General features: G+C 68.1%; 18 protein-coding genes. 15 read left to right on the plus strand and 3 right to left on the minus strand.

The genetic code is table 11. The annotated features are described in order from the left end of the window. Positions 1 to 63: 63 nt before the first annotated feature. Both pknB and GLO27_RS04625 read right to left on the minus strand, forming a co-directional pair. The gene (gene pknB, locus GLO27_RS04620) at positions 64 to 2,010 is read right to left on the minus strand and encodes a Stk1 family PASTA domain-containing Ser/Thr kinase (RefSeq protein ID WP_167253869.1); all 1,947 of its coding nucleotides are present in this window, start codon (positions 2,008 to 2,010) and stop codon (positions 64 to 66) included. 78 nt (positions 2,011 to 2,088) lie between these two features. Further along, entirely contained in the window at positions 2,089 to 3,291 is a 1,203-nt protein-coding gene (locus GLO27_RS04625) for a LysM peptidoglycan-binding domain-containing protein (protein WP_200861061.1), read from the minus strand. A gap of 120 nt (positions 3,292 to 3,411) precedes the next feature. Here GLO27_RS04625 and GLO27_RS04630 point away from each other — a divergent pair, with 120 nt between their 5' ends. Next, positions 3,412 to 3,780 (plus strand): Rv2175c family DNA-binding protein, encoded by a 369-nt coding sequence (locus tag GLO27_RS04630; protein ID WP_021199327.1) that lies wholly within the window; start codon positions 3,412 to 3,414, stop codon positions 3,778 to 3,780. Positions 3,781 to 3,789: 9 nt separating this feature from the next. Here the strand turns inward: GLO27_RS04630 and GLO27_RS04635 are convergent, their stop codons facing one another. Then, the gene (locus GLO27_RS04635) at positions 3,790 to 4,878 is read right to left on the minus strand and encodes a polyprenyl synthetase family protein (protein WP_292776255.1); all 1,089 of its coding nucleotides are present in this window, start codon (positions 4,876 to 4,878) and stop codon (positions 3,790 to 3,792) included. Positions 4,879 to 4,975: 97 nt separating this feature from the next. Here GLO27_RS04635 and GLO27_RS04640 point away from each other — a divergent pair, with 97 nt between their 5' ends. From GLO27_RS04640 to GLO27_RS04705, 14 genes are all read left to right on the plus strand, one after another. Further along, positions 4,976 to 5,350, plus strand: a complete 375-nt coding sequence (locus tag GLO27_RS04640; RefSeq protein ID WP_029258357.1) for a DUF3040 domain-containing protein — start codon at positions 4,976 to 4,978, stop codon at positions 5,348 to 5,350. A 272-nt stretch (positions 5,351 to 5,622) separates the two neighbouring features. After that, entirely contained in the window at positions 5,623 to 6,054 is a 432-nt protein-coding gene (gene mraZ, locus GLO27_RS04645; protein WP_017830220.1) for a division/cell wall cluster transcriptional repressor MraZ, read from the plus strand. 102 nt (positions 6,055 to 6,156) lie between these two features. Next, a complete protein-coding gene (rsmH, locus tag GLO27_RS04650; RefSeq protein WP_029258356.1) occupies positions 6,157 to 7,095 on the plus strand; it encodes a 16S rRNA (cytosine(1402)-N(4))-methyltransferase RsmH in 939 nt (312 codons plus the stop codon). Beyond that, positions 7,092 to 7,655: a hypothetical protein gene (locus GLO27_RS04655; protein WP_167253873.1), complete on the plus strand. Its 564-nt coding sequence runs from the start codon at positions 7,092 to 7,094 to the stop codon at positions 7,653 to 7,655. The genes rsmH and GLO27_RS04655 overlap by 4 nt, the downstream gene beginning before the upstream one ends. Positions 7,656 to 7,680: 25 nt before the next feature. Next, the gene (locus tag GLO27_RS04660; RefSeq protein ID WP_167253875.1) at positions 7,681 to 9,450 is read left to right on the plus strand and encodes a penicillin-binding protein 2; all 1,770 of its coding nucleotides are present in this window, start codon (positions 7,681 to 7,683) and stop codon (positions 9,448 to 9,450) included. Between the two features lie 27 nt (positions 9,451 to 9,477). Continuing rightward, complete coding sequence (gene murF, locus GLO27_RS04665) at positions 9,478 to 10,890, plus strand: UDP-N-acetylmuramoyl-tripeptide--D-alanyl-D-alanine ligase (protein WP_096359496.1); 1,413 nt, start codon at positions 9,478 to 9,480, stop codon at positions 10,888 to 10,890. After that, positions 10,887 to 11,993: a phospho-N-acetylmuramoyl-pentapeptide-transferase gene (gene mraY / locus GLO27_RS04670; RefSeq protein WP_029258352.1), complete on the plus strand. Its 1,107-nt coding sequence runs from the start codon at positions 10,887 to 10,889 to the stop codon at positions 11,991 to 11,993. Before murF ends, mraY begins: the two co-directional genes overlap by 4 nt. Further along, positions 11,983 to 13,518, plus strand: coding sequence for a UDP-N-acetylmuramoyl-L-alanine--D-glutamate ligase (murD, locus tag GLO27_RS04675; RefSeq protein WP_167253877.1), 1,536 nt, complete (start codon positions 11,983 to 11,985; stop codon positions 13,516 to 13,518). The genes mraY and murD overlap by 11 nt, the downstream gene beginning before the upstream one ends. Continuing rightward, the gene (ftsW, locus tag GLO27_RS04680) at positions 13,487 to 14,692 is read left to right on the plus strand and encodes a putative lipid II flippase FtsW (RefSeq protein WP_029258350.1); all 1,206 of its coding nucleotides are present in this window, start codon (positions 13,487 to 13,489) and stop codon (positions 14,690 to 14,692) included. The genes murD and ftsW overlap by 32 nt, the downstream gene beginning before the upstream one ends. Further along, positions 14,689 to 15,765, plus strand: coding sequence for a UDP-N-acetylglucosamine--N-acetylmuramyl-(pentapeptide) pyrophosphoryl-undecaprenol N-acetylglucosamine transferase (locus tag GLO27_RS04685; protein WP_029258349.1), 1,077 nt, complete (start codon positions 14,689 to 14,691; stop codon positions 15,763 to 15,765). The genes ftsW and GLO27_RS04685 overlap by 4 nt, the downstream gene beginning before the upstream one ends. A gap of 40 nt (positions 15,766 to 15,805) precedes the next feature. Further along, positions 15,806 to 17,206, plus strand: a complete 1,401-nt coding sequence (gene murC / locus GLO27_RS04690; protein WP_167253879.1) for a UDP-N-acetylmuramate--L-alanine ligase — start codon at positions 15,806 to 15,808, stop codon at positions 17,204 to 17,206. A 3-nt stretch (positions 17,207 to 17,209) separates the two neighbouring features. After that, positions 17,210 to 18,157, plus strand: coding sequence for an FtsQ-type POTRA domain-containing protein (locus GLO27_RS04695; RefSeq protein ID WP_167253881.1), 948 nt, complete (start codon positions 17,210 to 17,212; stop codon positions 18,155 to 18,157). 164 nt (positions 18,158 to 18,321) lie between these two features. Further along, the gene (ftsZ, locus tag GLO27_RS04700) at positions 18,322 to 19,464 is read left to right on the plus strand and encodes a cell division protein FtsZ (protein WP_167253883.1); all 1,143 of its coding nucleotides are present in this window, start codon (positions 18,322 to 18,324) and stop codon (positions 19,462 to 19,464) included. Further along, on the plus strand, positions 19,461 to 20,168 hold the full coding sequence (locus GLO27_RS04705) for a YggS family pyridoxal phosphate-dependent enzyme (RefSeq protein WP_021199341.1): 708 nt from the start codon (positions 19,461 to 19,463) through the stop codon (positions 20,166 to 20,168). Before ftsZ ends, GLO27_RS04705 begins: the two co-directional genes overlap by 4 nt. Positions 20,169 to 20,178 lie beyond the last annotated feature (10 nt).

Here is a 20,178-nt window from a genome sequence, read left to right on the forward strand (position 1 = left end):
GAACACGGGGAGGCGGCCTTCTCTTTGCTCATGACGTCTCGCGGTCGTTCCCCGACGGAGCGCTCAACCGCTGAGCTGAATCGAGAGGTTCACGGTGCCTCCACGGGGGAGCGACGTGTCCGGGCCGGGATCCTGCCCCGTGACCTTGGCCATCTCCGCGAAGCCCGGCAGATCGCCCCAGGCGGCATAGGTCGACTTGAACCCCTTGTCGGAGAGGATCTTCTTCGCCTCGTTCAAGGTCTTGCCCGAGACATCCGGCACGGGGAACAGCTCCGGGCCTTTGGAGACGATGAGCTGCACGCTGTCGCCCGGCCGCCAATTGCCTTCTTCCGCACGATCGGCCACTCCGATGACCACATCCTTGGCGACGCTGTCGCTGAAGGTGTACTGCGGGTCCGCGGTCACGGTGAGGCCCTTGTCCGTGAGCGTGGAGGTGGCCTCGCCGACCGACATACCCGCGACGTCGGGGAAGTCGCCGGCGGAGACGTAGAGCTCCACCGTGTCGTCCTCGAAGACCTCGCAACCGTCCCCGCAGATGTAGGAGTCCCCGCCGGCCCGCGGTGTGACGTACGCGTTGATGACGATGCCGGCGTCGGCATCGGAGAAGAGCAGGAGAGATTTGTCCGTGACGTTGACCTTGAGGCTGGCGAGGTAGTCGCGCGCATCCTGCTCGGCGCGGCCGTTCAACGGGTCGAGCGTGTGCGTCGCCGGCCCCGCGGAGACGATCACCGTGACCGAGGCGCCCTTGTCGAGTCGCGCGCCCTCCGCCGGATCGGTCTCGATGACGGTCCCCGCGGGGATGTCGATCGAGAATTCGTCCTTCTGCGACGGCACGAATCCGGCATCCGTGAGCGTTGCCGCTGCGGCGTCGTACGTGCCTCCGGCGACCGCGGGCACGGCGATGAGAGAGCCGGGTCCGGAACCGAACCACCAGCCGACCCCGCCGGCGAGCACCGCCAGCAGCAGCACGAGAGTGAGGAGGAACGCCCCGCGCGCGCGGCGTTTGGACGCTCGTCGTCGCAGGAGGGTCGCGTTGTCGAGGGCGGCGGGTGCCGGAGCCGTGGGGTCGGCGATGACCATCGTTCCCGGCATCACCTTGGTGAGGTCACCGGAGTCGCCTTGGCTGTGCTGCGGCGCGGTGGCTCTGGCCGCAGCCGGGGCGATGCCGAGGTCTCGTTCGATCTCCCGCAAGCGCTCGAGCATCTGCTGCGCGTCGTCGGGTCGGTCGTCCGGCGACTTCTCCGTTGCCCAGAGCACGAGCTCGTCGAGCTGCTCCGGCACGGCGGGGTTGCGCACGCTCGGTCGGGGCACCGATTCCGTGGCGTGCTGGAAAGCGATCTGCATGGGCTGCTCGCCCTTGTAGGGCTGCTCACCCACGAGCATCTCGTACAGCATGATGCCGAGGGCGTAGATGTCGCTGCGGGCGTCGGCGGTTCCGCGCGTGACGAGTTCGGGGGCGAGGTAGGCGATCGTCCCGAGCAGCTGCTGTCCGGTCGCGGTGTTCGCGGTGGTCGCTCGCGCGAGCCCGAAGTCGCCGATCTTGATGCGACCGTCTTCGGCGAGGAGGACGTTCTCGGGCTTCACGTCGCGGTGCACGATCCCGGCACGATGCGCGGCCGAGAGGCCGGCCAGGATCGCATCCATGATGGTGATGGTCTGCGGGATCGTGAGGCGCTTCTGCTCGCGGAGGAGCTCGCGCAGCGTGATGCCGGGCAGGTACTCCATCACGAGGTAGGCCAGCTCGCCGTCCTGGCCCTGGTCGAACACGTTCACGACGTGGGGGTCCGCCAGCCGGGCAGCGGCTCTGGCCTCCTGGATGAAGCGGCTCTGGAAGGCTGAGTCGTCGCTGAGGTGCGCGTGCATCACCTTGAGGGCGATGCGCCGCTCCAGGCGGAGGTCGGTCGCGACGTACACGGTCGCCATCCCGCCGCGGGCGATGCGGGCACGCACCCGGTAGCGGCCGTCGACAAGCCGCCCGATGAGGGGGTCGGCCTGCTGATTGGTCGTCACGTCAGAATTCTATGGAGAACTGCCTGAAAGACAGGGGAGCGGCTCACCCCTCGGGCCTTCGGGTTTTCCCGGATGTCGTCAGCCGTGCAGAGCGAGCCAGGCATAGGCTTGCGTCTCCCACTGGCCGTACTTGTCCGGATAGGCGGAGATCTGCACCGCCTGGGCCGCTTCGGTGAAGGGCATGCCCTCCCAGCCCGGGATGTCCAGGAGCCCGCGTGTCACCTGCCCGTTGGGGTCGGCCTGCCCTCCGTAGAACACGCGTGTGCTCCGCTCTGCGTCCATGATCTGCGCGGGCGTTCCCCACCCGGTGCTGGGGCGCTGCTGGAAGATGCCGAGCGAGTCACGGTCGCCCCAGTCGAGGTTGCGCAGCCCGGACTCGACCATCCCCGTCGCGAGGGCGATGGCGATGGCCCGGTCCGAGACGCCGAGCTCGCGACCGACGCGGATGATCAGCGCAGCGTTCGCAGCCTGTTCCGCGGTGAGCGTCGCCGTCTGCTGGCCGCCGGCCGAGGCGGAAGCGGTGGTGGGGGCGGGAGCCGCTACCGGCGTCGCCTGCAGAGAGAGCGTCTGGCCGGGGTAGATGATCGACGAGGGGCCGAGGCCGTTCGCGGCGTACAGCGTCTGCGTCGTGGTGCCGTACTTCTGTGCGATGCCGAACAGCGTGTCTCCGGCCACGACGGTGTGCGTCGCGGCGGATGCGGGAGCGACTGCGGGGACAGCAGCCGGTGTCGGCGCGGCTGCCGGTGCTGCAGTGCCGGCGACGACGAGACTCTGGCCCGGAAGGATGATCGAAGCGCGCGTGAGGCCGTTCGCCGACAGGACGGCGTCGACGGTGGTGCCGTATCGCTGCGCGATGGCGTAGACGGTGTCGCCGGCGACGACCTGATGCGTGGCCGAGGCCGGGGGCGCCGGCGCGGCGGCGGGCGTGGCTGCGGGTGTCGCCGCCGGGGCCGCAGGCAGCAGCGTCAGGGTCTGACCAGGGTAGATCACGGAACGCCAGGAGAGGCCGTTCCAGGTCAGGACATCGACCGCTCGAAGACCGAAGCGCGTGGCGATGGCGGAGACGGTGTCGCCGGGGCGGACGACGTAGCTGGGTGGAGCGGCCTCGGTGGGCACCCCGCGCGCGGGGAGAAGACGTGGACGCTCGACGGCGGCAGCATCCGACGGAGAAGCCGCGTGGGCCGGTGCCGCCGTGAGCGTGGTCGCCAGGGCTCCGAGCACCGCCGCAGGCACTCCGATAGGCAGGTATCGCGTTCGACGCGTGGCGGTCTTGACTGTCAAGGCTTGCCCCCTTTTCGAGTTTTTCACGCTGACACGGATGTAAACAGAAGTCAACAGAAGTGACGCAAGTGACGGATGTGACTGATGGTCGATATGCGGCGGCCAGACGGAGGTGAGATAGTGGGCAACGTGTCTGAGAACGTTGCTGGAACCCCTGCCGCTGCCGATGTCGAGTGGTTGACGATGCCCGACCTCGTCGAGGTGCTCGACGAGCCCCTCGGCCGAGTGCGTCGTCTGATCGATGAGCACTACCTCGTGGGGTCGCGTCGCAACGGGACGTTCGCCGTGCCCTCGGTGTTCATCGTCGACGGCCACCCGCTGAGTTCTCTGCGCGGAACAGTGATCGTCCTGCAGGACGCCGGTTTCACCGACGACGAGCTGATCGACTGGCTGCTCGCCGAAGAGGAAAGCCTGGGGCGCTCGCCGATCGCCGCCCTGCTGGCCGGGCACAAGAGCTCGGTCCGGCGTCTCGCGCGCACTCTCGCCTGACGAAGCCCGTCAGGACGCGCGCACGGTGGCCGCGCGTGCGAGATCACGCAACTCGCCGACGGCGGCGTTGTCGAGCCGGGCGCCTGAGAGCGCACGGTCGGCCTCGAGGGCATAGTCGGCGATCATCGCCTCGACCTGGTCCAGCGCGCCCGAAGCAGTGATCGTGGCTTGCAGGGACGACACCTGCGGCGATGTCAGAGCGGGGTCGCCGAGCATCTCGTCCAGGAGATTCCGTGCGGAGGCGTCGAGAGCCTGTCGGGTGAGGGCGATCAACACCGTGCGCTTGCCCTCCCGAAGGTCGTCGCCCGCCGGCTTGCCGGTGACGGATGCGTCGCCGAACACGCCGAGCACGTCGTCGCGGAGCTGGAATGCGAGGCCGATCGGATGGCCGAAGCGCCGCAGTGCGGCGACCTGGTCCTCGTGGGCTCCGCCGAAAGCGCCACCCAGGACGAGCGGCTGCTCGATGCTGTATCTGGCGGACTTGAGGGATGCCACGCGCAGCGCCCTCTCGGCGTGGAGACTTCCGTCGTTCACGCTCCAGGCCGATTCCTCTGCGATGTCCAGGAACTGGCCGGTGGTCACATCCCTTCGCATCCGCGCGTACTCGGCGCGCACGGCTCGCGCATGCGGCTGGCCCTCGAGTGCGTATTCCAGAAGGTCATCGCTCCATGCGACGAGCAGGTCGCCGAGGAGGATCGCGGATGCCCTGCCGAACTGCTCTGCATCTCCGGACCACCCGGCCGCGCGATGAGACGTCTCGAGCGCACGATGCGCGGCGGGGCGACCACGGCGGGTATCGGAGTTGTCGATCAGATCGTCGTGGACGAGCGCGGCCGACTGGAAGATCTCCAGCGCGGTGCACATGTCCCACAGCGCATCGGTCTCCGCCGCGTCGCGGTCACCGAATTTCGCGACGGCACGCCACCCCGCATGGCAGAAGCGGGCTCGAAGGCGCTTGCCGCCGTCGAGCGTGCCGGCGGCGGCGTCCAGGAATGCTGCCGCGTCAGGGCCGTAGTCCGAGGCTTCTTCACGCATCCGCGCGAGGAAGCGTGCGAGGTGCGTGGCGACGGCGTCGGGGACGGGGGAGGATGACGGCACGACTCCCAGCATACGTAAAGCAAGGGGACGTCGAACTGCTAGCCCCGGACGCCTCGGCGCGCGTAGAATGGGAGGCACGATACCCGAGGGGGACGAAATGCCACTCTCCGAACAGGAGCAGCGTCTGCTCGACGAGATGGAACGCCATCTCCTCCACAACGATGCCGACGTCGTGACCGCGCCGTCCGGCGATCGAGCATTGAGCTACCGAAATCTCGTCTACGGAGCACTCCTCCTGCTCGCCGGTGTCGGCGGTCTGGTCGCCGGAGTCATTCTCGGTGGCGTCTGGGGCATCGTCGTCGGTGTCGTCGGATTCGCCGCGATGCTCGCCGGTGTCATGGTCGCCGTCACGCCAGTGCGACGCACCACCGCGACCACGCCCCGTGAGCGTTCCGCCCCGAAGCGGCAGGAATCGGCCTCCTTCATGGATCGGATGAACGATCGATGGGATCGCCGCCAGGACGGTCACTGACCTCCCCACACACTTCACGACAGAAGCCCGGATGCTGAGCATCCGGGCTTCTGTCGTTTGACCGCGTTCGCCGCCGGCCGGCTCGCCGCGTCCGTCCCCCACTCGCCCTCCACTCACCCTCCACCTTCCTCCACCCCGGAATTCCGGGGTTGTTCGGCGTACCTGTCGGCATAGACCCTGATTTCCGATGGATTGGTCGTAGGTATGTGGAGGAAAGTGGAGTAAAGTGGGGCGCACCTCGAGTTGGCCGGACGCAGAGGGGGTGGTGGCCGATGTTGCTGGGTACGCACTCACCGAAGCTGGACGACAAAGGACGGGTCATCCTTCCTGCGAAGTTCCGCGAAGACCTCGGCGGCGGCATCGTCGTCACCCGAGGCCAGGAACGGTGCCTCTACGTGTTCAGCACGGCCGAGTTCGAGGCGATGCACGAGCGGATCCGTCAGGCGCCGCTCGCGAACAAACAGGCGCGTGACTTCATGCGACTGTTCCTCTCCGGAGCCAGCGCGGAGATGCCAGACAGCCAGAACCGCATCACCATCCCGGCGCACCTGCGTCAGTACGCAGGTCTGCAGAAGGAACTCATCGTCACCGGAGTCGGCGCCCACGCCGAGATCTGGGATGCCGAGAGCTGGAACGCCTACCTCGCCGCCGGCGAGGAGACCTACTCCGACCTCGAGCAGGAGGTGATTCCGGGACTCTTCTGACCACGGCTGTGATGCCCCGCCGCTCCCGCCCCGACACACTTCCCCGGTGCCGGGTCGAGAAGCGGAGGGGGATCAGAGCCGAAGGTCACCCCGAGAAAGATCATGAACCTCCGAGACATCCACACCCCCGTACTGCTCGACCGCTGCGTCGAGCTGCTCGCTCCCGCCCTCCAGGCGGACGGAGCGGTGCTCGTCGATGCCACCCTCGGCATGGGCGGTCACTCCGAGGCGCTGCTCGAACGCTTCCCGAACATCCGTCTGGTCGGACTCGACCGCGACACCGATGCGCTGCGCATCGCGGGGGAGCGGCTCGCCCGCTTCACGGACCGCGTCACGCTCGTGCACACGGTGTACGACGAGATCGGACTGCACGCCCAGGGCGCAGCCGGCATCCTCTTCGATCTCGGCGTCTCGTCTCTGCAGTTGGACGAAGCCGACCGCGGCTTCGCCTATTCGAAGGATGCCCCGCTGGACATGCGGATGGATCAGACCAAGGGCGTCACGGCCGCAGAGGTCATCGCGACCTACAGCGAAGGCAATCTCCGCCGCATCTTCGAGCGCTACGGCGAGGAGAAACTCGCCGGTCGGTATGCACGGTTCATCATCGACGCGCGGCAGAAGCAGCCGATCACGCGGTCGGGTGAACTCGTCGAGATCCTGATCGCCGCCACACCCGCGGCTGCCCAGCGCGCGGGCCACCCGGCCAAGCGCGTGTTCCAGGCGCTGCGCATCGAGGTGAACACCGAGCTCAACGTGCTCGCCGACGCGATCCCGTCGGCGATGGACGCGCTCGCAGTCGGCGGGCGCATCGTCGTGATGTCGTACCAGTCGCTGGAAGATCGTCTCGTGAAGCAGGCGTTCGCTGCGGCCTCCGCCTCGACCGCTCCTGCCGGGCTCCCGGTCGAGCTCCCCGAACACGCTCCACGTTTCCGCATCCTGACCAAAGGCGCCGAGCTGGCCGACGACGAAGAACGCGCGCGCAACCCGCGGGCGATCCCGGTGCGCCTGCGCGCCGCCGAGAAGCTGCGGGAGAGCGCATGAGCCTGAATGCCGTCGTCCGGAAGCCGGTGCAGCCGGTCGCCCCGGAGAGGACGCCCCAACGGAAGCTGCAGCCCGTCACCCGCCCTGTAGTCCGCCGCAAGCCGAAGCTCGCCTACGCCCTCATCGCGCTCGGCGGAGCACTCGCGATCGGAGCCGCGCAGATCGGGCTGTCGCTCGCCATCACCCAGGACTCGTTCACTCTCGCGAGTCTCTCGTCACAGCAGCGCGAGCTCAACCTGAAGACGCACGCCCTCCAGGAAGAACTCACCGGCGTCAGCTCGCCCCAGGTGCTCGCCAGCAGCGCAGCCGGACTCGGGATGGTCGTCGCCGGATCGCCGTCGTATCTGCGTCTCAGCGACGGTGCCGTCTTCGGCACCGGTGCGGGGGCCGACTGGACATCGACCGTCAATCCCGCCGGTGTCGGGGCCGTGAGCAACTCCCTCATCGTGGAACCGCCGCCTCCTCCGGCGGAGACCGACGAGGGGACGGCGACGGACCAGCCCACCCAGGACCTTCCGCCGTCGATCACCGACGGCCTCCCCAGCCCCACGACGCACTGACACCCACGAGCGACGGAGAGATCCCATGACGACACGAGCCACCCGCGGTCCGCGGCGACGCACCGTCGTCGCTCTCGCTGTCATCCTCTCGGTGCTGGTCGCGTTCGTGGTACGCCTGGTCGACATCCAGGTGGTCAGCGCTGATGAGCACGTCTCCGAGTCCCTCGAGCACCTCGGTGCGAGTTCGGCGATCCCGGGCCAGCGCGGGTCGATCGTCGACTCCGGCGGCACGGTGCTCGCTTCCAGTGTGATGGTCTACGACGCGCAGCTCAGCCCGCAGGTCATCATGCTCGTCGAGGAGAAGAAGCCGAAGCTGCCGTGGGCCGAGGCCTCCGACAAGATCGCCGCCATCACCGGCCAGACCGGCGACGAGGTGCGGGCTCTGGTCTCGAACGCCCTCGCCGAGAACCCCGACAGCCAGTACGCGCCTCTCAAGAAGGGCTTGAACACGGAGCAGTACATGGCGCTGCGGGATCTCGGAGTCGGTTCGTACCTGTCGCTGAAGGCGCGAGAGACACGCGTATACCCGAACGGCGCGGTCGCCGGAAACATCCTCGGCTTCCTCGACAACTCTGGTGAGGCGCAGGCCGGTGTGGAGAAGCTCGACGACTCCTGCCTGGCGCCCATCGACGGCGAGGAGACCTACCGCAAGGGCAAGGACGGCGTCGTGATCCCCGGCAGCGAGCGCACCGTCGATGCCGTGAACGGCGGATCCGTGCAGCTGACCATCAACAGCGACCTCAACTGGTACCTGCAGCAGATGATCGCCGAAGAGGCACAGGCGCAGGGCGCCAAGGGCGGGACAGTCACGGTCGTCGAGGTCAAGACGGGCAAGATCCGCGCCGCGGCCGAGTGGCCCGCGCTGGACCCGAACGATCTCGATGCGTCGACACCGGCGACCAGGGCCAGTCAGATCTTCCACCACGACTTCGAGCCCGGATCGACGTTCAAGGCCGTCACCGCGGCTGCCGCCATCGAAGGAGCGGGCCTGACCCCGCTCAGCACGGTGAGCGCGGCCTCTCGGGAGAAGTTCCCGAACGGCGCCGTCGTGAACGACGCGTTCACCCACCCGGCGTACAACTACACGCTCGCCGGGGGCCTCATCGACTCGTCGAACGTCGCCCTGTCGAAGTTCGGCACCATGGTGAGCCCCGATGTGCGCTACGACTACCTCCAGCGCTTCGGGGTGGGGGACAAGACGCTCGACTTCCCCTCGGAGGTCGGAGGGATCCTGCACCCGGTCAGCGACTGGGACAACCAGTCGCTCTACACGACGACGTTCGGGCAGTACTTCACCGTGACGGCCGCCCAGCTCGCCGGCGCCTACCAGGCGATCGCGAACGGCGGCGAGAAGATCGACCTCTCGCTCGTCGAGTCGTGCACCGCCGCGGACGGCACCGTGACCGCGCCAGCCGACCCGAAGCGCGAGCAGATCGTCAAGGAGCAGACCGCAGCGGAGCTGACACGCATGCTGGAGAACGTCGCAGTACAGGGCGGCAACGCCGAGCGCATCCAGGTCCCCGGCTACCGCGTGACCAGCAAGACGGGTACGGCGCAGGTGTCGGACGGCAACGGCGGCTACAAGGCCGGGGTCTACTACACCAGCATGGTGGGCTTCGCGCCGGTCGACGATCCGCAGTACGTCGTCGTGGTCACCCTCGACGAGCCGACTAAGGTTGTATCGTCCGCGGCCACCGCATCCGCCTTCCAGAAGGCGATGACGCAGGTGATGAAAACGTATCGCGTGATGCCGTCCTCTGTCCCGATGGACGAGCTCCTCCCCAAGTTCGGATAGTCGGCGAGAGCCGCGCATGGAGATGACATGATCGCCCTGACGCTCGCTGAGATCGCCGCTGCACTCGGCGGTGATCTGCGCGTGGCCGGTGAAGACACGGCCGAGACCGTGGTCGACGGAATCGTCGACACCGATTCACGCACGATGGGGCCTGGATCGATCTTCGTGGCCAAGCCCGGAGCCGAGACCGATGGACACCGCTTCGTCGGGTCGGCTGTCGCCGCGGGAGCGGCCCTGGCGATCGTCGAGCACCCGGTGGACGTCGCCGTGAGCCAGATCGTGGTTCCGGACGCTGTCGCCGCCCTCGGTGCACTCGCGAGGGAGGTCGTCGCGCGTGTCCGTGCCGACGGCGCGCTCCGGATCGTCGGCATCACCGGGTCGAACGGCAAGACCACCACCAAGAACTTCCTCGCGCGCATCCTCGAGGGGGAAGGCGAGACCGTCGCCCCCGTGAAGTCGTTCAACAACGAGGTCGGCGCCCCCGTCACCATGCTCCGGGTGACGGAGAGCACCCGCTTCCTCGTGAGCGAGTTCGGTGCCGCGGCTCCGGGGAGCATCGCTCACCTCGCAGGACTCGTCGAGCCGGACGTCGCCGTCGTGCTGATGGTCGGCATGGCGCACGCCGGCGGATTCGGCGGCATCGAGGAGACGGCGAAGGCGAAGGCCGAGCTCGTCGCCGCCGCCCGCGTGCCCGGGACCGCCGTGCTCAACGTCGACGACCCGCGTGTCGCGGCCATGCGCGAACTCGCGGACGCTCGCGGACTCCGCACCGTCGGCTTCGGTCAGGGGCCCACAGCGGACGTGCGCGCGCATGAGATCGAGGTATCCGCTTCCGGCACGTCCTGCGTCATCGAGGTCGACGCCGAACGGATTCCCCTGCGGCTGCGCGTGCTCGGGGCGCACCACATCTCCAACGCTCTGGCGGCCATCGCCGCAGCACGCGTGCTCGGGGTCTCGGCGGCCGACGCCGTGGCCCGGTTGGAGACGGTCGAGATCGCCGAACGCTGGCGCATGCAGCCCCTGGGCAGCGATCGGGTGCGGATCATCAACGACGCCTACAACGCCAGCCCGGATTCCATGGCGGCGGCCCTGCGCACGCTCGCACAGATCACCGGTCCCGACGAGCGCACCGTCGCGGTCCTCGGAGCCATGAGCGAACTCGGTGAGAGCGCGGGGGAGGAGCACGACAGGATCGGGCTGCTCGCCGTGCGTCTGAACATCCAGCGGATCGTCGTCGTCGGCCCCGAGGCGAGGCGCCTCTACCTCGCCGCGGTCGGGGAGGGCTCCTGGGACAGCGAGGCAGTCCATCTGCCCGACCAGGACGCCGCGTTCGAGTATCTCCGCACCGAGCTCCGCGACGGCGACCGCGTGCTCGTGAAGTCATCCAATTCCGTGGGCCTCCGGCATCTCGGCGATCGTCTGGGAGAATTGTTCTCGTGAGGTCTCTCATCATGTCGGCGGCGATCTCGCTCGCCTTCACCCTGTTCCTGACCCCCGTCTTCCTGCGGCTCTTCCGGAAGTGGGGCTGGGGGCAGGTCATCCGTACCCCGGAGTCCGTCCACAACCCGAGTCACGAGGCCAAGCGCGGCACCCCCACGATGGGCGGCGTCATCTTCATCGTCGGCTCGATGGTCGGTTACTTCACCGGTGTGCTGGTGAGCGGTGAAGTCCCCGCACTCTCCGCGCTGCTCGTGATCTGGCTGATGGTCGGATTCGGCGCCGTCGGATTCATCGACGACTACATGAAGGTGCGCAGCCAGCGCAGCCTCGGGCTCTCGGGCTGGCGGAAGGTGATCGGCCAGCTGCTGGTCATCATCCCCTTCGGCATCGTCGCGCTGAACTTCCCGAACAAGTGGGGCCAGACACCGGCGAGCTCCGCGATCTCGCTGTTCCGCGACATCACCTGGCTCAACCTGTTCGCCTTCGGCGTGGTGCTCGGATGGATCCTCTATCTCGTCTGGATCTCGATCATCGGGGTCGCGACCTCGAACAGTGTGAACCTCACGGACGGACTCGACGGGCTCGCTGCCGGAGCCGGCGTCATCGTCGTCGGCGCCTACAGCGTGATCGCGTTCTGGCAGTTCAAGCAGCCGTGCATCGGCGGCGATCCCGATGCCCTCGGCGGCTGCTACGAAGTGCGCGACCCGTTCAACCTCGCCATCATCGCGGCGTCGTTCGCGGCGAGCCTCATCGGATTCCTCTGGTGGAACGCGCCCAAGGCGAAGGTCTTCATGGGGGACGTCGGGTCGATGGCGATCGGCGGCGTCATCACCGCGATGGCGATCCTGACCCGCACCGAGCTCCTCCTGCTCGTGATCGCCGGCGTCTTCGTGCTTTCGTCGGGTTCGGTCATCCTGCAGCGCGCGTACTTCAAGATCACTCGTGGCAAGCGGCTGTTCCTCATGAGCCCGTTCCACCACCATCTCGAGATGCGCGGGTGGTCCGAGGTCACGATCGTGGTGCGCATGTGGATCATCGCCGGGCTGCTCGCCGTCTCGGCGGTCGGACTCTTCTACGTCGAATGGCTCACTCGTGTCGACTGATCGTCTCGCCGGACTGACGAGCTGGAACGCCGACTGGAGCGGTCTACGGGTCGCCGTGCTCGGCCTCTCGATGACAGGATTCTCGGTGGCGGACACGCTCGCCGAACTGGGCGCCGACGTTCTCGTGCTGAGCGAGTCGGCTGAGGATGAGTACGAGCGACTGCTCCCGGTGATCGGCGCCCGACTCGAATTGGGCCCGCTCGCCGAGGTTCCGCCCGTGCTCGTCGAGTTCGACCCCGAGGTGGTCATCGCCTCGCCGGGATTCTCGCCGTCGCATCCACTCATCCGGTGGGCGCAGGAATCCGCTGTCACGATCTGGGGTGACGTCGAGCTCGCCTGGCGCGTGCGCGACAAGGTCGTCCGTGCCGACGGCACGCCGGCGGACTGGGTGCTCATCACCGGGACGAACGGCAAGACGACGACCACCCAGTTGACGGCCACGCTGCTCGTGGAAGGCGGACTGCGGGCGGCCCCCTGCGGGAACATCGGCGTGCCGGTGCTCGACGCCGAACGCGACCCTGCGGGGTTCGATGTCCTCGTGGTCGAGCTCTCCAGCCATCAGCTCTGGTATCTGGGACAGTCGAGGCCCGAAGGGGAGCTGTTCCCCTACGCCTCCGTGTGCCTGAACCTCGCCGACGATCACCTCGTCTGGCATGGGAGCGCGGACGCCTACCGGGACGCGAAGGCCGTCGTATACCGGAACACCCGGATCGCGTGCGTCTACAACAAGGCGGACGAGGCCACGCGTCGCATGGTGGAAGAGGCGGAGGTGGTCGAGGGAGCCCGTGCGATCGGCTTCGATCTCGGCATCCCCGGCCCGAGCGATCTCGGCGTGGTCGAGGGACTGCTCGTCGATAGGGCCTTCCTCGACGATCGCTCGCGCAGCGCCCTCGAGTTGACGACGGTCGCCGATCTCGATGCGGCGGGTCTCGCCGCTCCTCACATCGTGCAGAACATCCTCGCTGCGAGTGCCCTGGCACGCTCGCTCGGCGTCGAGCCGGAGGCCATCCACACGGCCCTGCAGTCCTTCCGCCTCGATGCGCATCGCATCCAGGTCGTCGCCCGGCACCGCGGCATCACCTGGATCGATGACTCCAAGGCGACGAACCCGCACGCCGCGGCGTCGTCGTTGCGCGCATACCCCGGCGCCGTGTGGGTGATCGGCGGAGATCTGAAGGGGGTCGACATCTCCGACCTGGTCGCTGAGGTCGGCACGACGGCGCGTGCAGCCGTCGTGATCGGGGTCGAACGCTCCGTGGTGGTCGCGGCATTCCGACGACACGCGCCCGGGGTGCCGGTGTTCGAGGTGGATGCTGGCGAGACTGGACAGGTCATGAACCGTGTCGTGGAGATCGCCGCGGGAATCGTCGACGACGAGGGCACAGTCCTGCTGGCCCCGGCGGCGGCATCCTTCGATCAGTTCTCCGGCTACGCGGAACGAGGCCATCGCTTCGCCGAGGCGGTGCGGGACTGGATCGACCGGGGGAGCGCCGATGACACAGGTATCCCGCCCTCCGCGCTCTGAGTCCGGCGGTCTCGCGGCCAGGGTCTCGCTCGGTCGCCGGTTCACCCCGGTGTCGACCGAGTTCCTGCTCATCGCCTCGACCGCGCTGCTCCTCACCCTCTTCGGTCTCGTCATGGTGCTGTCTGCGACCAGCGCGACAGCCGTCTCCAAGGGGGTCAACCCGATGGATGGCGTGCTGCGCCAGGGCGTGTTCGCGCTGCTCGGCATCCCGCTGATGTTCCTGATCAGCCGTCTGCCGGTGGACTTCCTGAAGAGGATGGCGTGGCCCGCACTGTTCGGGGCCGTGGCGCTGCAGATGCTCGTGTTCACTCCGCTGGGTATCGAGGACGGCGGTAACCGGAACTGGGTCAAGATCGCGGGCTTCACCCTGCAGCCTTCCGAGTTCCTCAAACTGGCCCTCGCGCTCTGGATCGCTGCCGTGCTGCTGCGCAAGCGCACGATGCTCGGCACCTGGCATCATGTGTTCATCCCCGTGATCCCGGTCGGCGCACTCGCGATCGGCACCGTGCTCGCGGGCAAGGACCTCGGTACCGCGATGGTGCTGGTGCTCATCCTCCTCGGGTGCCTCTTCTTCTCGGGCGTCAAGCTCCGGCTGTTCATCATCCCGCTGATCCTCGGCGTCATCGCGGTGCTCGCCTACGCGCTGTCGAGCGAGGACCGCATGCGGCGCATCACCGCGACCTGCGACAACATGGCGCTCTACTACACGGACTGCTACCAGTCGATCCACGGAATCTGGGGTATGGCCACCGGAGGCATCTTCGGCCTCGGCCTCGGCAACTCGCAGGAGAAGTACGGGTGGCTCCCCGCCGCGGGCAATGACTTCATCTTCGCGATCGTCGGCGAGGAGCTCGGCCTGATCGGCTGCATCGTCGTGCTCGCCCTGTTCACGTTCTTCACGATCGGCGCCTTCCACATCATCCGCAAGACACCGGATCCGTTCATCCGCGTGGCAGCCGGCGGCATCACCGTGTGGATCGTCGGCCAGGCCGTCATGAACGTCGGCGTCGTGATCGGCGTCTTCCCGGTGATGGGCGTCCCTCTTCCGTTCATGTCCCAGGGCGGCACGGCCCTGCTCGCGGTGCTCATCGCCTGTGGCGTGCTGCTGGCGTTCGCACGGACGATCCCTGTGACCGAGAAGCAGTCAGCCGAGCGGGGTAGGGTCACCAGGTGACTTCGTATCTCCTCGCCGGCGGTGGCACCGCCGGTCATGTCAACCCCCTGCTCGCCGTCGCGGACGGTCTCCGCGCACGTGATGCCGAAGCCTCCGTGCTCGTGCTCGGCACGGCCGAGGGACTGGAGTCCCGTCTCGTCCCCGCGCGCGGCTACGAACTGCTGATCGTCGACAAGGTGCCCTTCCCGCGGCGGCCGAACAGGCAGGCCCTGTCGTTCCCGGGGCGGTTCCGTCGGGCCATCGCCCAGGTGCGCGACCACATCCGTCGGCACGGCATCGACGTGGTGGTGGGCTTCGGCGGATACGCGTCTGCGCCGGCATACGTCGCCGCGCGCCGTGAGGGCGTGCCGTTCGTGGTGCACGAGGCCAACGCGAAGCCAGGGCTGGCGAACGTGCTCGGGGCACGCCGTGCGGCCGCGGTGGGGGTTGCCTTCGAGGGCACTCCGCTCCGTGGTGGCGAGGTCGTCGGAATGCCCCTGCGGCGGGAGGTGATCGCCCTCGACCGCGCGGCTTCGCGCGCGGAGGCGGCGGAGTACTTCGGCCTCGACGCCGACCGCCCCGTCCTTCTCGTGTTCGGCGGCTCGCTGGGAGCGCAGCGGCTCAACGAGGCGCTCGCGGACTCGTGGCGCGACGTCCTGGGCACCGGTTGGCAGCTGCTGCACGTGACGGGTGAGCGCAGCGACCTCGCCGATCCGGGCGTCGACGGCTACGCGCTGCACCGCTACGTCGACCGCATGGATCTCGCGTTCGCTCTGGCCGATCTGATCGTCTCCCGTTCCGGGGCAGCGACCGTGAGCGAGATCAGTGCTCTGGGGATCCCCGCGCTGTATGTCCCGTATTCCGTGGGCAACGGCGAGCAGCGTCTGAACGCCGCCTCGGCCGTCGCTGCAGGGGCCGCAGAGCTGCTCGACGATGCGTCCTTTGACGGTGACGCGGTGCGGCGCATCGTCGTCCCTCTGCTCGGAGACGGAGAGCGCATCGCACGGATGGCCGCCGCTGCAGAGACCGCCGGAACCCGCGCCGGAACCGAGAACGTCATCACCCTCATCGACCGCGCACTCGTCGCCGTCTGACGCGGTCGACGAGACCGAAGAAAAGTAGACTGAAGCGGAAATGATCAGACCCGACCTCTCCCTCCCCATTCCCGAGACGATCACCTCCGCGCACTTCATCGGCATCGGCGGTTCCGGTATGAGCGGTCTCGCGAAGATGTTCCTCGACGCCGGCATCCGCGTCTCCGGGAGCGACCGCGCGGACAGCGAGAATCTGCGCGCGCTGGCGGCCGCCGGCGCGACGGTGCACGTGGGTCACGACGCCGCTCACCTCGGTGACGCCGACACCGTCGTGCACACCGGAGCGATCTGGCCGGAGAATCCCGAGTTCGTGACCGCGAAGGCCCGTGGACTCCACGTGATCCACCGGTCGCAGGCCCTGCACTGGCTGATCGGCACACGCCGTCTCGTCTCCGTCGCCGGCGCCCACGGAAAGACGACGTCGACGGGCATGATCGTGACCGCCCTGCGTGAGCTCGGCGCGGATCCGCACTTCGTCAACGGCGGCGTGATCGAGCAGCTCGGCACATCCAGCGCGACTGGATCGGGAGAGCTGTTCGTCATCGAAGCCGACGAGTCCGATGGCACGTTCCTGCTGTACGACACCGCTGTCGCGTTGATCACCAACGTCGATCCCGACCACCTCGATCACTACGGCTCGGATGAGGCCTTCCACCAGGCATTCGTGCAGTTCGCGGACGCCGCGACGGAGGCGGTCGTGATCTCCAGCGACGACGCGGGTGCGCTGCGGGTCGGTGCCGGTCTCTCTCACCCGAACGTGCTGACGTTCGGTCAGGCCGAAGGAGCGGATGTACGCGTCACCGACATCGTCGCCGCGGGTCCGGTCGCCGCCACGCTGACGCACGGTGAGGAACAGGCGCGTATGCAGCTCGCCGTTCCCGGTGTGCACAACGCGATCAATGCGGCGGGGGCCGTGACGGTGTTGCGTGCGCTCGGCTACTCGCTCGCGGAGGCCGTTCGCGCCGTCGAAGGCTTCGCGGGAACCGTGCGTCGACTGGAGCAGCACGGTGTCGAGCGCGGCGTGACCGTGTACGACGACTATTCGCACCACCCCACGGAGGTGCGGGCTGCACTCGAGGCGATGCGCAGCATCGCAGGAGCGGGACGGATCATCGCGATTCAGCAGCCCCACACCTACTCGCGCACTCAGCACATGTACCAGGAGTTCGCCGACGTCCTCGAGGAGTTCGCCGATCACACCGTGATGCTCGACGTGTACGGCGCCAGGGAGGACCCCGTGCCCGGTGTCACCGGCGAGTTGGTGAGCGGCGCGTTCCAGGACCCGTCGCACGTGCACTACGTCGCGGATTGGCAGCAGGCCGCCGACTACACCGCCGCCGTCGCACGGGAAGGTGACTTCATCGTCACGCTCGGCTGCGGAAACGTCTACCAGATCATCCCGCAGGTCCTGGATTCGCTGCGTCGGACCGACGGGGCATAGCCGATGCGTCGGCCTGCACCGCTTCCGACCACCCCGGAGAGTCCGGGGGAGAAGGACGCCGCGCCGGGGGCGAAGTCCCGCAGGCGGCGACGCGATGCTGAAGCGGAGGAGGAGTTCTCGGCCGCCGATGACGTGATGTCCGATGACGTGACGCCCGAGGAGCACAGGGATGACACGTCGACCGGCGGTCCGCAGCCGACGTCGACGAGGGACGTCTGGCGCGCGGCCCGCGCACGACGCAAGGCGCTTCGCGCCGAGATCCGTCGTTTCACGCAGCGCTCCAGACGGCGCAGGATCGTGTGGCTGAGCAGCATCGGCGCCGCACTCCTGCTCGTCGGGGGCAGTGTCGCCGCGGCCTACAGTCCGCTCTTCGCCGTTCAGAAGATCAGCGTCGCCGGGGCCACGACTCTCGACCCCGCAGCCATCGAGGCCGCGCTCGGCGACCAGCTCGGAACCCCGCTCGCGCTCGTCGACTCCAGCAAGGTGAAGGCCGCGTTGCTGGCCTTCCCCCTCATCGAGACCTATTCCCTCGAAGCACGTCCACCACATGACCTGACCGTGCGCATCGTGGAACGCACTCCGGTCGGCGTCATCCGTTCGGACGCCGGGTACACGCTGGTCGATGCCGCCGGTGTCGCCCTCTCCACCACCTCGGATCAGCCTGCGGGGCAGCCGGTGATCGACGTCCCGGGCGGCGTCGACTCGGCGGCGTTCCGCAGCGCAGGTCTCGTGGTGCGCTCGCTCCCCGCCGAAATCCGTGCGGCGCTGACGGAGATCAGCGCGCGCACCGCCGACGACGTGACTCTCACGCTCAACAGCGGGTTGAGTGTGGTCTGGGGGAGCGCGGAGGAGTCCGCGCTGAAGGCCGTCGTCCTCTCGAAGGCGATGGCCTCGAACCCCGAAGCCGCGTCGATCGACGTCACTTCCCCCGAAGTCGCCGTCGTCGGCTGATCCCTTTCTCGGGGAATGGGGCGACACGCCCGTGTCTTCGCGCGAACGCGGCCGGGCGGCGCTTACCTTCGATCAAAGAGAACGCAATACCGGGAAATACTTTACACCTCTACTTGAGGTTTAAGGTTCACCCACTTCCAGGCTCGAATAATCGGAGGCCGGCCATGAGCCAGAACCAGAACTACCTCGCCGTGATCAAGGTCGTCGGCGTCGGCGGTGGCGGCGTCAACGCCGTGAACCGCATGATCGATCTCGGCCTCCGCGGAGTCGAGTTCATCGCCGTGAACACCGACGCGCAGGCGCTGCTCATGAGCGACGCCGACGTCAAGCTCGACGTGGGTCGCGAACTCACCCGCGGCCTCGGTGCCGGTGCCGACCCCGAGGTGGGCCGACGTGCCGCAGAGGATCATGCCGAGGAGATCGAGCAGGCTCTGACCGGTGCGGACATGGTCTTCGTGACGGCCGGCGAGGGCGGTGGCACCGGAACCGGTGGCGCGCCCGTCGTGGCACGCATCGCGAAGTCCATCGGCGCCCTCACCATCGGTGTCGTGACGAAGCCGTTCTCGTTCGAGGGCCGCCGCCGCCAGAGCCAGGCCGAAGCCGGTGTCTCCAAGCTCAAGGAAGAGGTCGACACCCTCATCGTGGTGCCGAACGACCGCCTCCTCGAGATCAGCGACCGCGGCATCTCGATGATCGAGGCCTTCGCCACGGCCGACCAGGTGCTCCTCGCCGGTGTGCAGGGGATCACCGACCTGATCACGACTCCGGGTCTCATCAACCTCGACTTCGCCGACGTGAAGTCGGTCATGCAGGGTGCGGGATCCGCGCTCATGGGTATCGGCTCCGCTCGTGGGGCCGACCGTGCCATCAAAGCTGCGGAGCTGGCCGTGGAGTCTCCGCTCCTGGAAGCGAGCATCGAAGGTGCGCACGGCGTGCTGCTCTCGATCCAGGGCGGCTCGAACCTCGGGATCTTCGAGATCCACGATGCGGCCGACCTCGTCAAGGAAGCCGCCCACCCCGAAGCCAACATCATCTTCGGTACGGTCATCGACGACACGCTCGGCGATGAGGTGCGGGTGACGGTGATCGCGGCCGGCTTCGACGGCGGCGAACCCTCCCTCCGGCTGGACCCGATGGTCGTTTCGCGGCCGTCCACGACGTCGCTTCCCGAGGTCGCGCTCACGGACGAGCCCGAGAGCAAGAGCGAGACGGTTCAGCCTGAGCCCGTGCAGCAGCGCGTGCCGGCCACCAGCATCGAGCCGGCATTCGCCGATGACGACATCGACATCCCCGAATTCCTGAAGTGACGTCCTCGGTCGACGCGGCCGAGCCTTCCGGCCTGGCTGCGCGGCTGTCGGCGATCGACGAGAAGATCGCCGCCGCCGCGCAGGCGGCCGGACGGAGCTCCGAGGAGATCACCCGGATCGTGGTGACGAAGTTCCACCCGGCGTCGCTGGTCCGTGCCCTGCACGGGCTGGGCGTGAAGGACGTCGGCGAGAACCGCCAGCAGGAGTTGTCGGCCAAGGAAGCAGAAGTCGCAGCACCAGATCTGCGCTGGCACTTCATCGGCCAGGGGCAGACGAACAAGGCGGCGGCGATCCGCCGGAGTGCGGACGTCGTGCACTCGGTCGATCGAGACCGGTTCGCGGATGCTCTGCACCGCGCTGCGGACGATGATGGTCGGCTCGACGTTCTCGTCCAGGTCAATCTCACCGACGACCCCGGTCGTGGGGGAGTCGTGCCGGCTCAGGCGGTCGCCCTCGCGGAGCATGTCCTGGCCCTGCCGTCGTTGCGGCTGCGCGGCGTCATGGCCGTGGCGCCCCTCGATGAGGAACCCGCTTCCGCCTTCGCTCGTCTGCACGACATCGCCGACAGCGTGCGTGCGATCGACTCAACCGCGTCGTGGATCTCAGCCGGGATGACCGGAGACTTCGCCGAGGCGATCGCCGCCGGCGCGACACACCTGCGGATCGGTTCCGCAATCACCGGCCCCCGGCCCGACCGGGGTTAACCTGTGAAAA

Source organism: Microbacterium sp. Be9, assembly GCF_011754135.1.
Lineage (GTDB): Bacteria > Actinomycetota > Actinomycetes > Actinomycetales > Microbacteriaceae > Microbacterium > Microbacterium maritypicum_A.

Excerpts from the sequence above, each read along its gene's own strand:
- GLO27_RS04640 (WP_029258357.1), top strand. The coding sequence starts at position 4,976 with ATGCCACTCTCCGAACAGGAGCAGCGTCTGCTCGACGAGATGGAACGC.
- mraZ (WP_017830220.1), top strand. The coding sequence starts at position 5,623 with ATGTTGCTGGGTACGCACTCACCGAAGCTGGACGACAAAGGACGGGTC.
- rsmH (WP_029258356.1), top strand. The coding sequence starts at position 6,157 with ATGAACCTCCGAGACATCCACACCCCCGTACTGCTCGACCGCTGCGTC.
- GLO27_RS04655 (WP_167253873.1), top strand. The coding sequence starts at position 7,092 with ATGAGCCTGAATGCCGTCGTCCGGAAGCCGGTGCAGCCGGTCGCCCCG.
- GLO27_RS04660 (WP_167253875.1), top strand. The coding sequence starts at position 7,681 with ATGACGACACGAGCCACCCGCGGTCCGCGGCGACGCACCGTCGTCGCT.
- murF (WP_096359496.1), top strand. The coding sequence starts at position 9,478 with ATGATCGCCCTGACGCTCGCTGAGATCGCCGCTGCACTCGGCGGTGAT.
- ftsW (WP_029258350.1), top strand. The coding sequence starts at position 13,487 with ATGACACAGGTATCCCGCCCTCCGCGCTCTGAGTCCGGCGGTCTCGCG.
- murC (WP_167253879.1), top strand. The coding sequence starts at position 15,806 with ATGATCAGACCCGACCTCTCCCTCCCCATTCCCGAGACGATCACCTCC.
- GLO27_RS04695 (WP_167253881.1), top strand. The coding sequence starts at position 17,210 with ATGCGTCGGCCTGCACCGCTTCCGACCACCCCGGAGAGTCCGGGGGAG.
- ftsZ (WP_167253883.1), top strand. The coding sequence starts at position 18,322 with ATGAGCCAGAACCAGAACTACCTCGCCGTGATCAAGGTCGTCGGCGTC.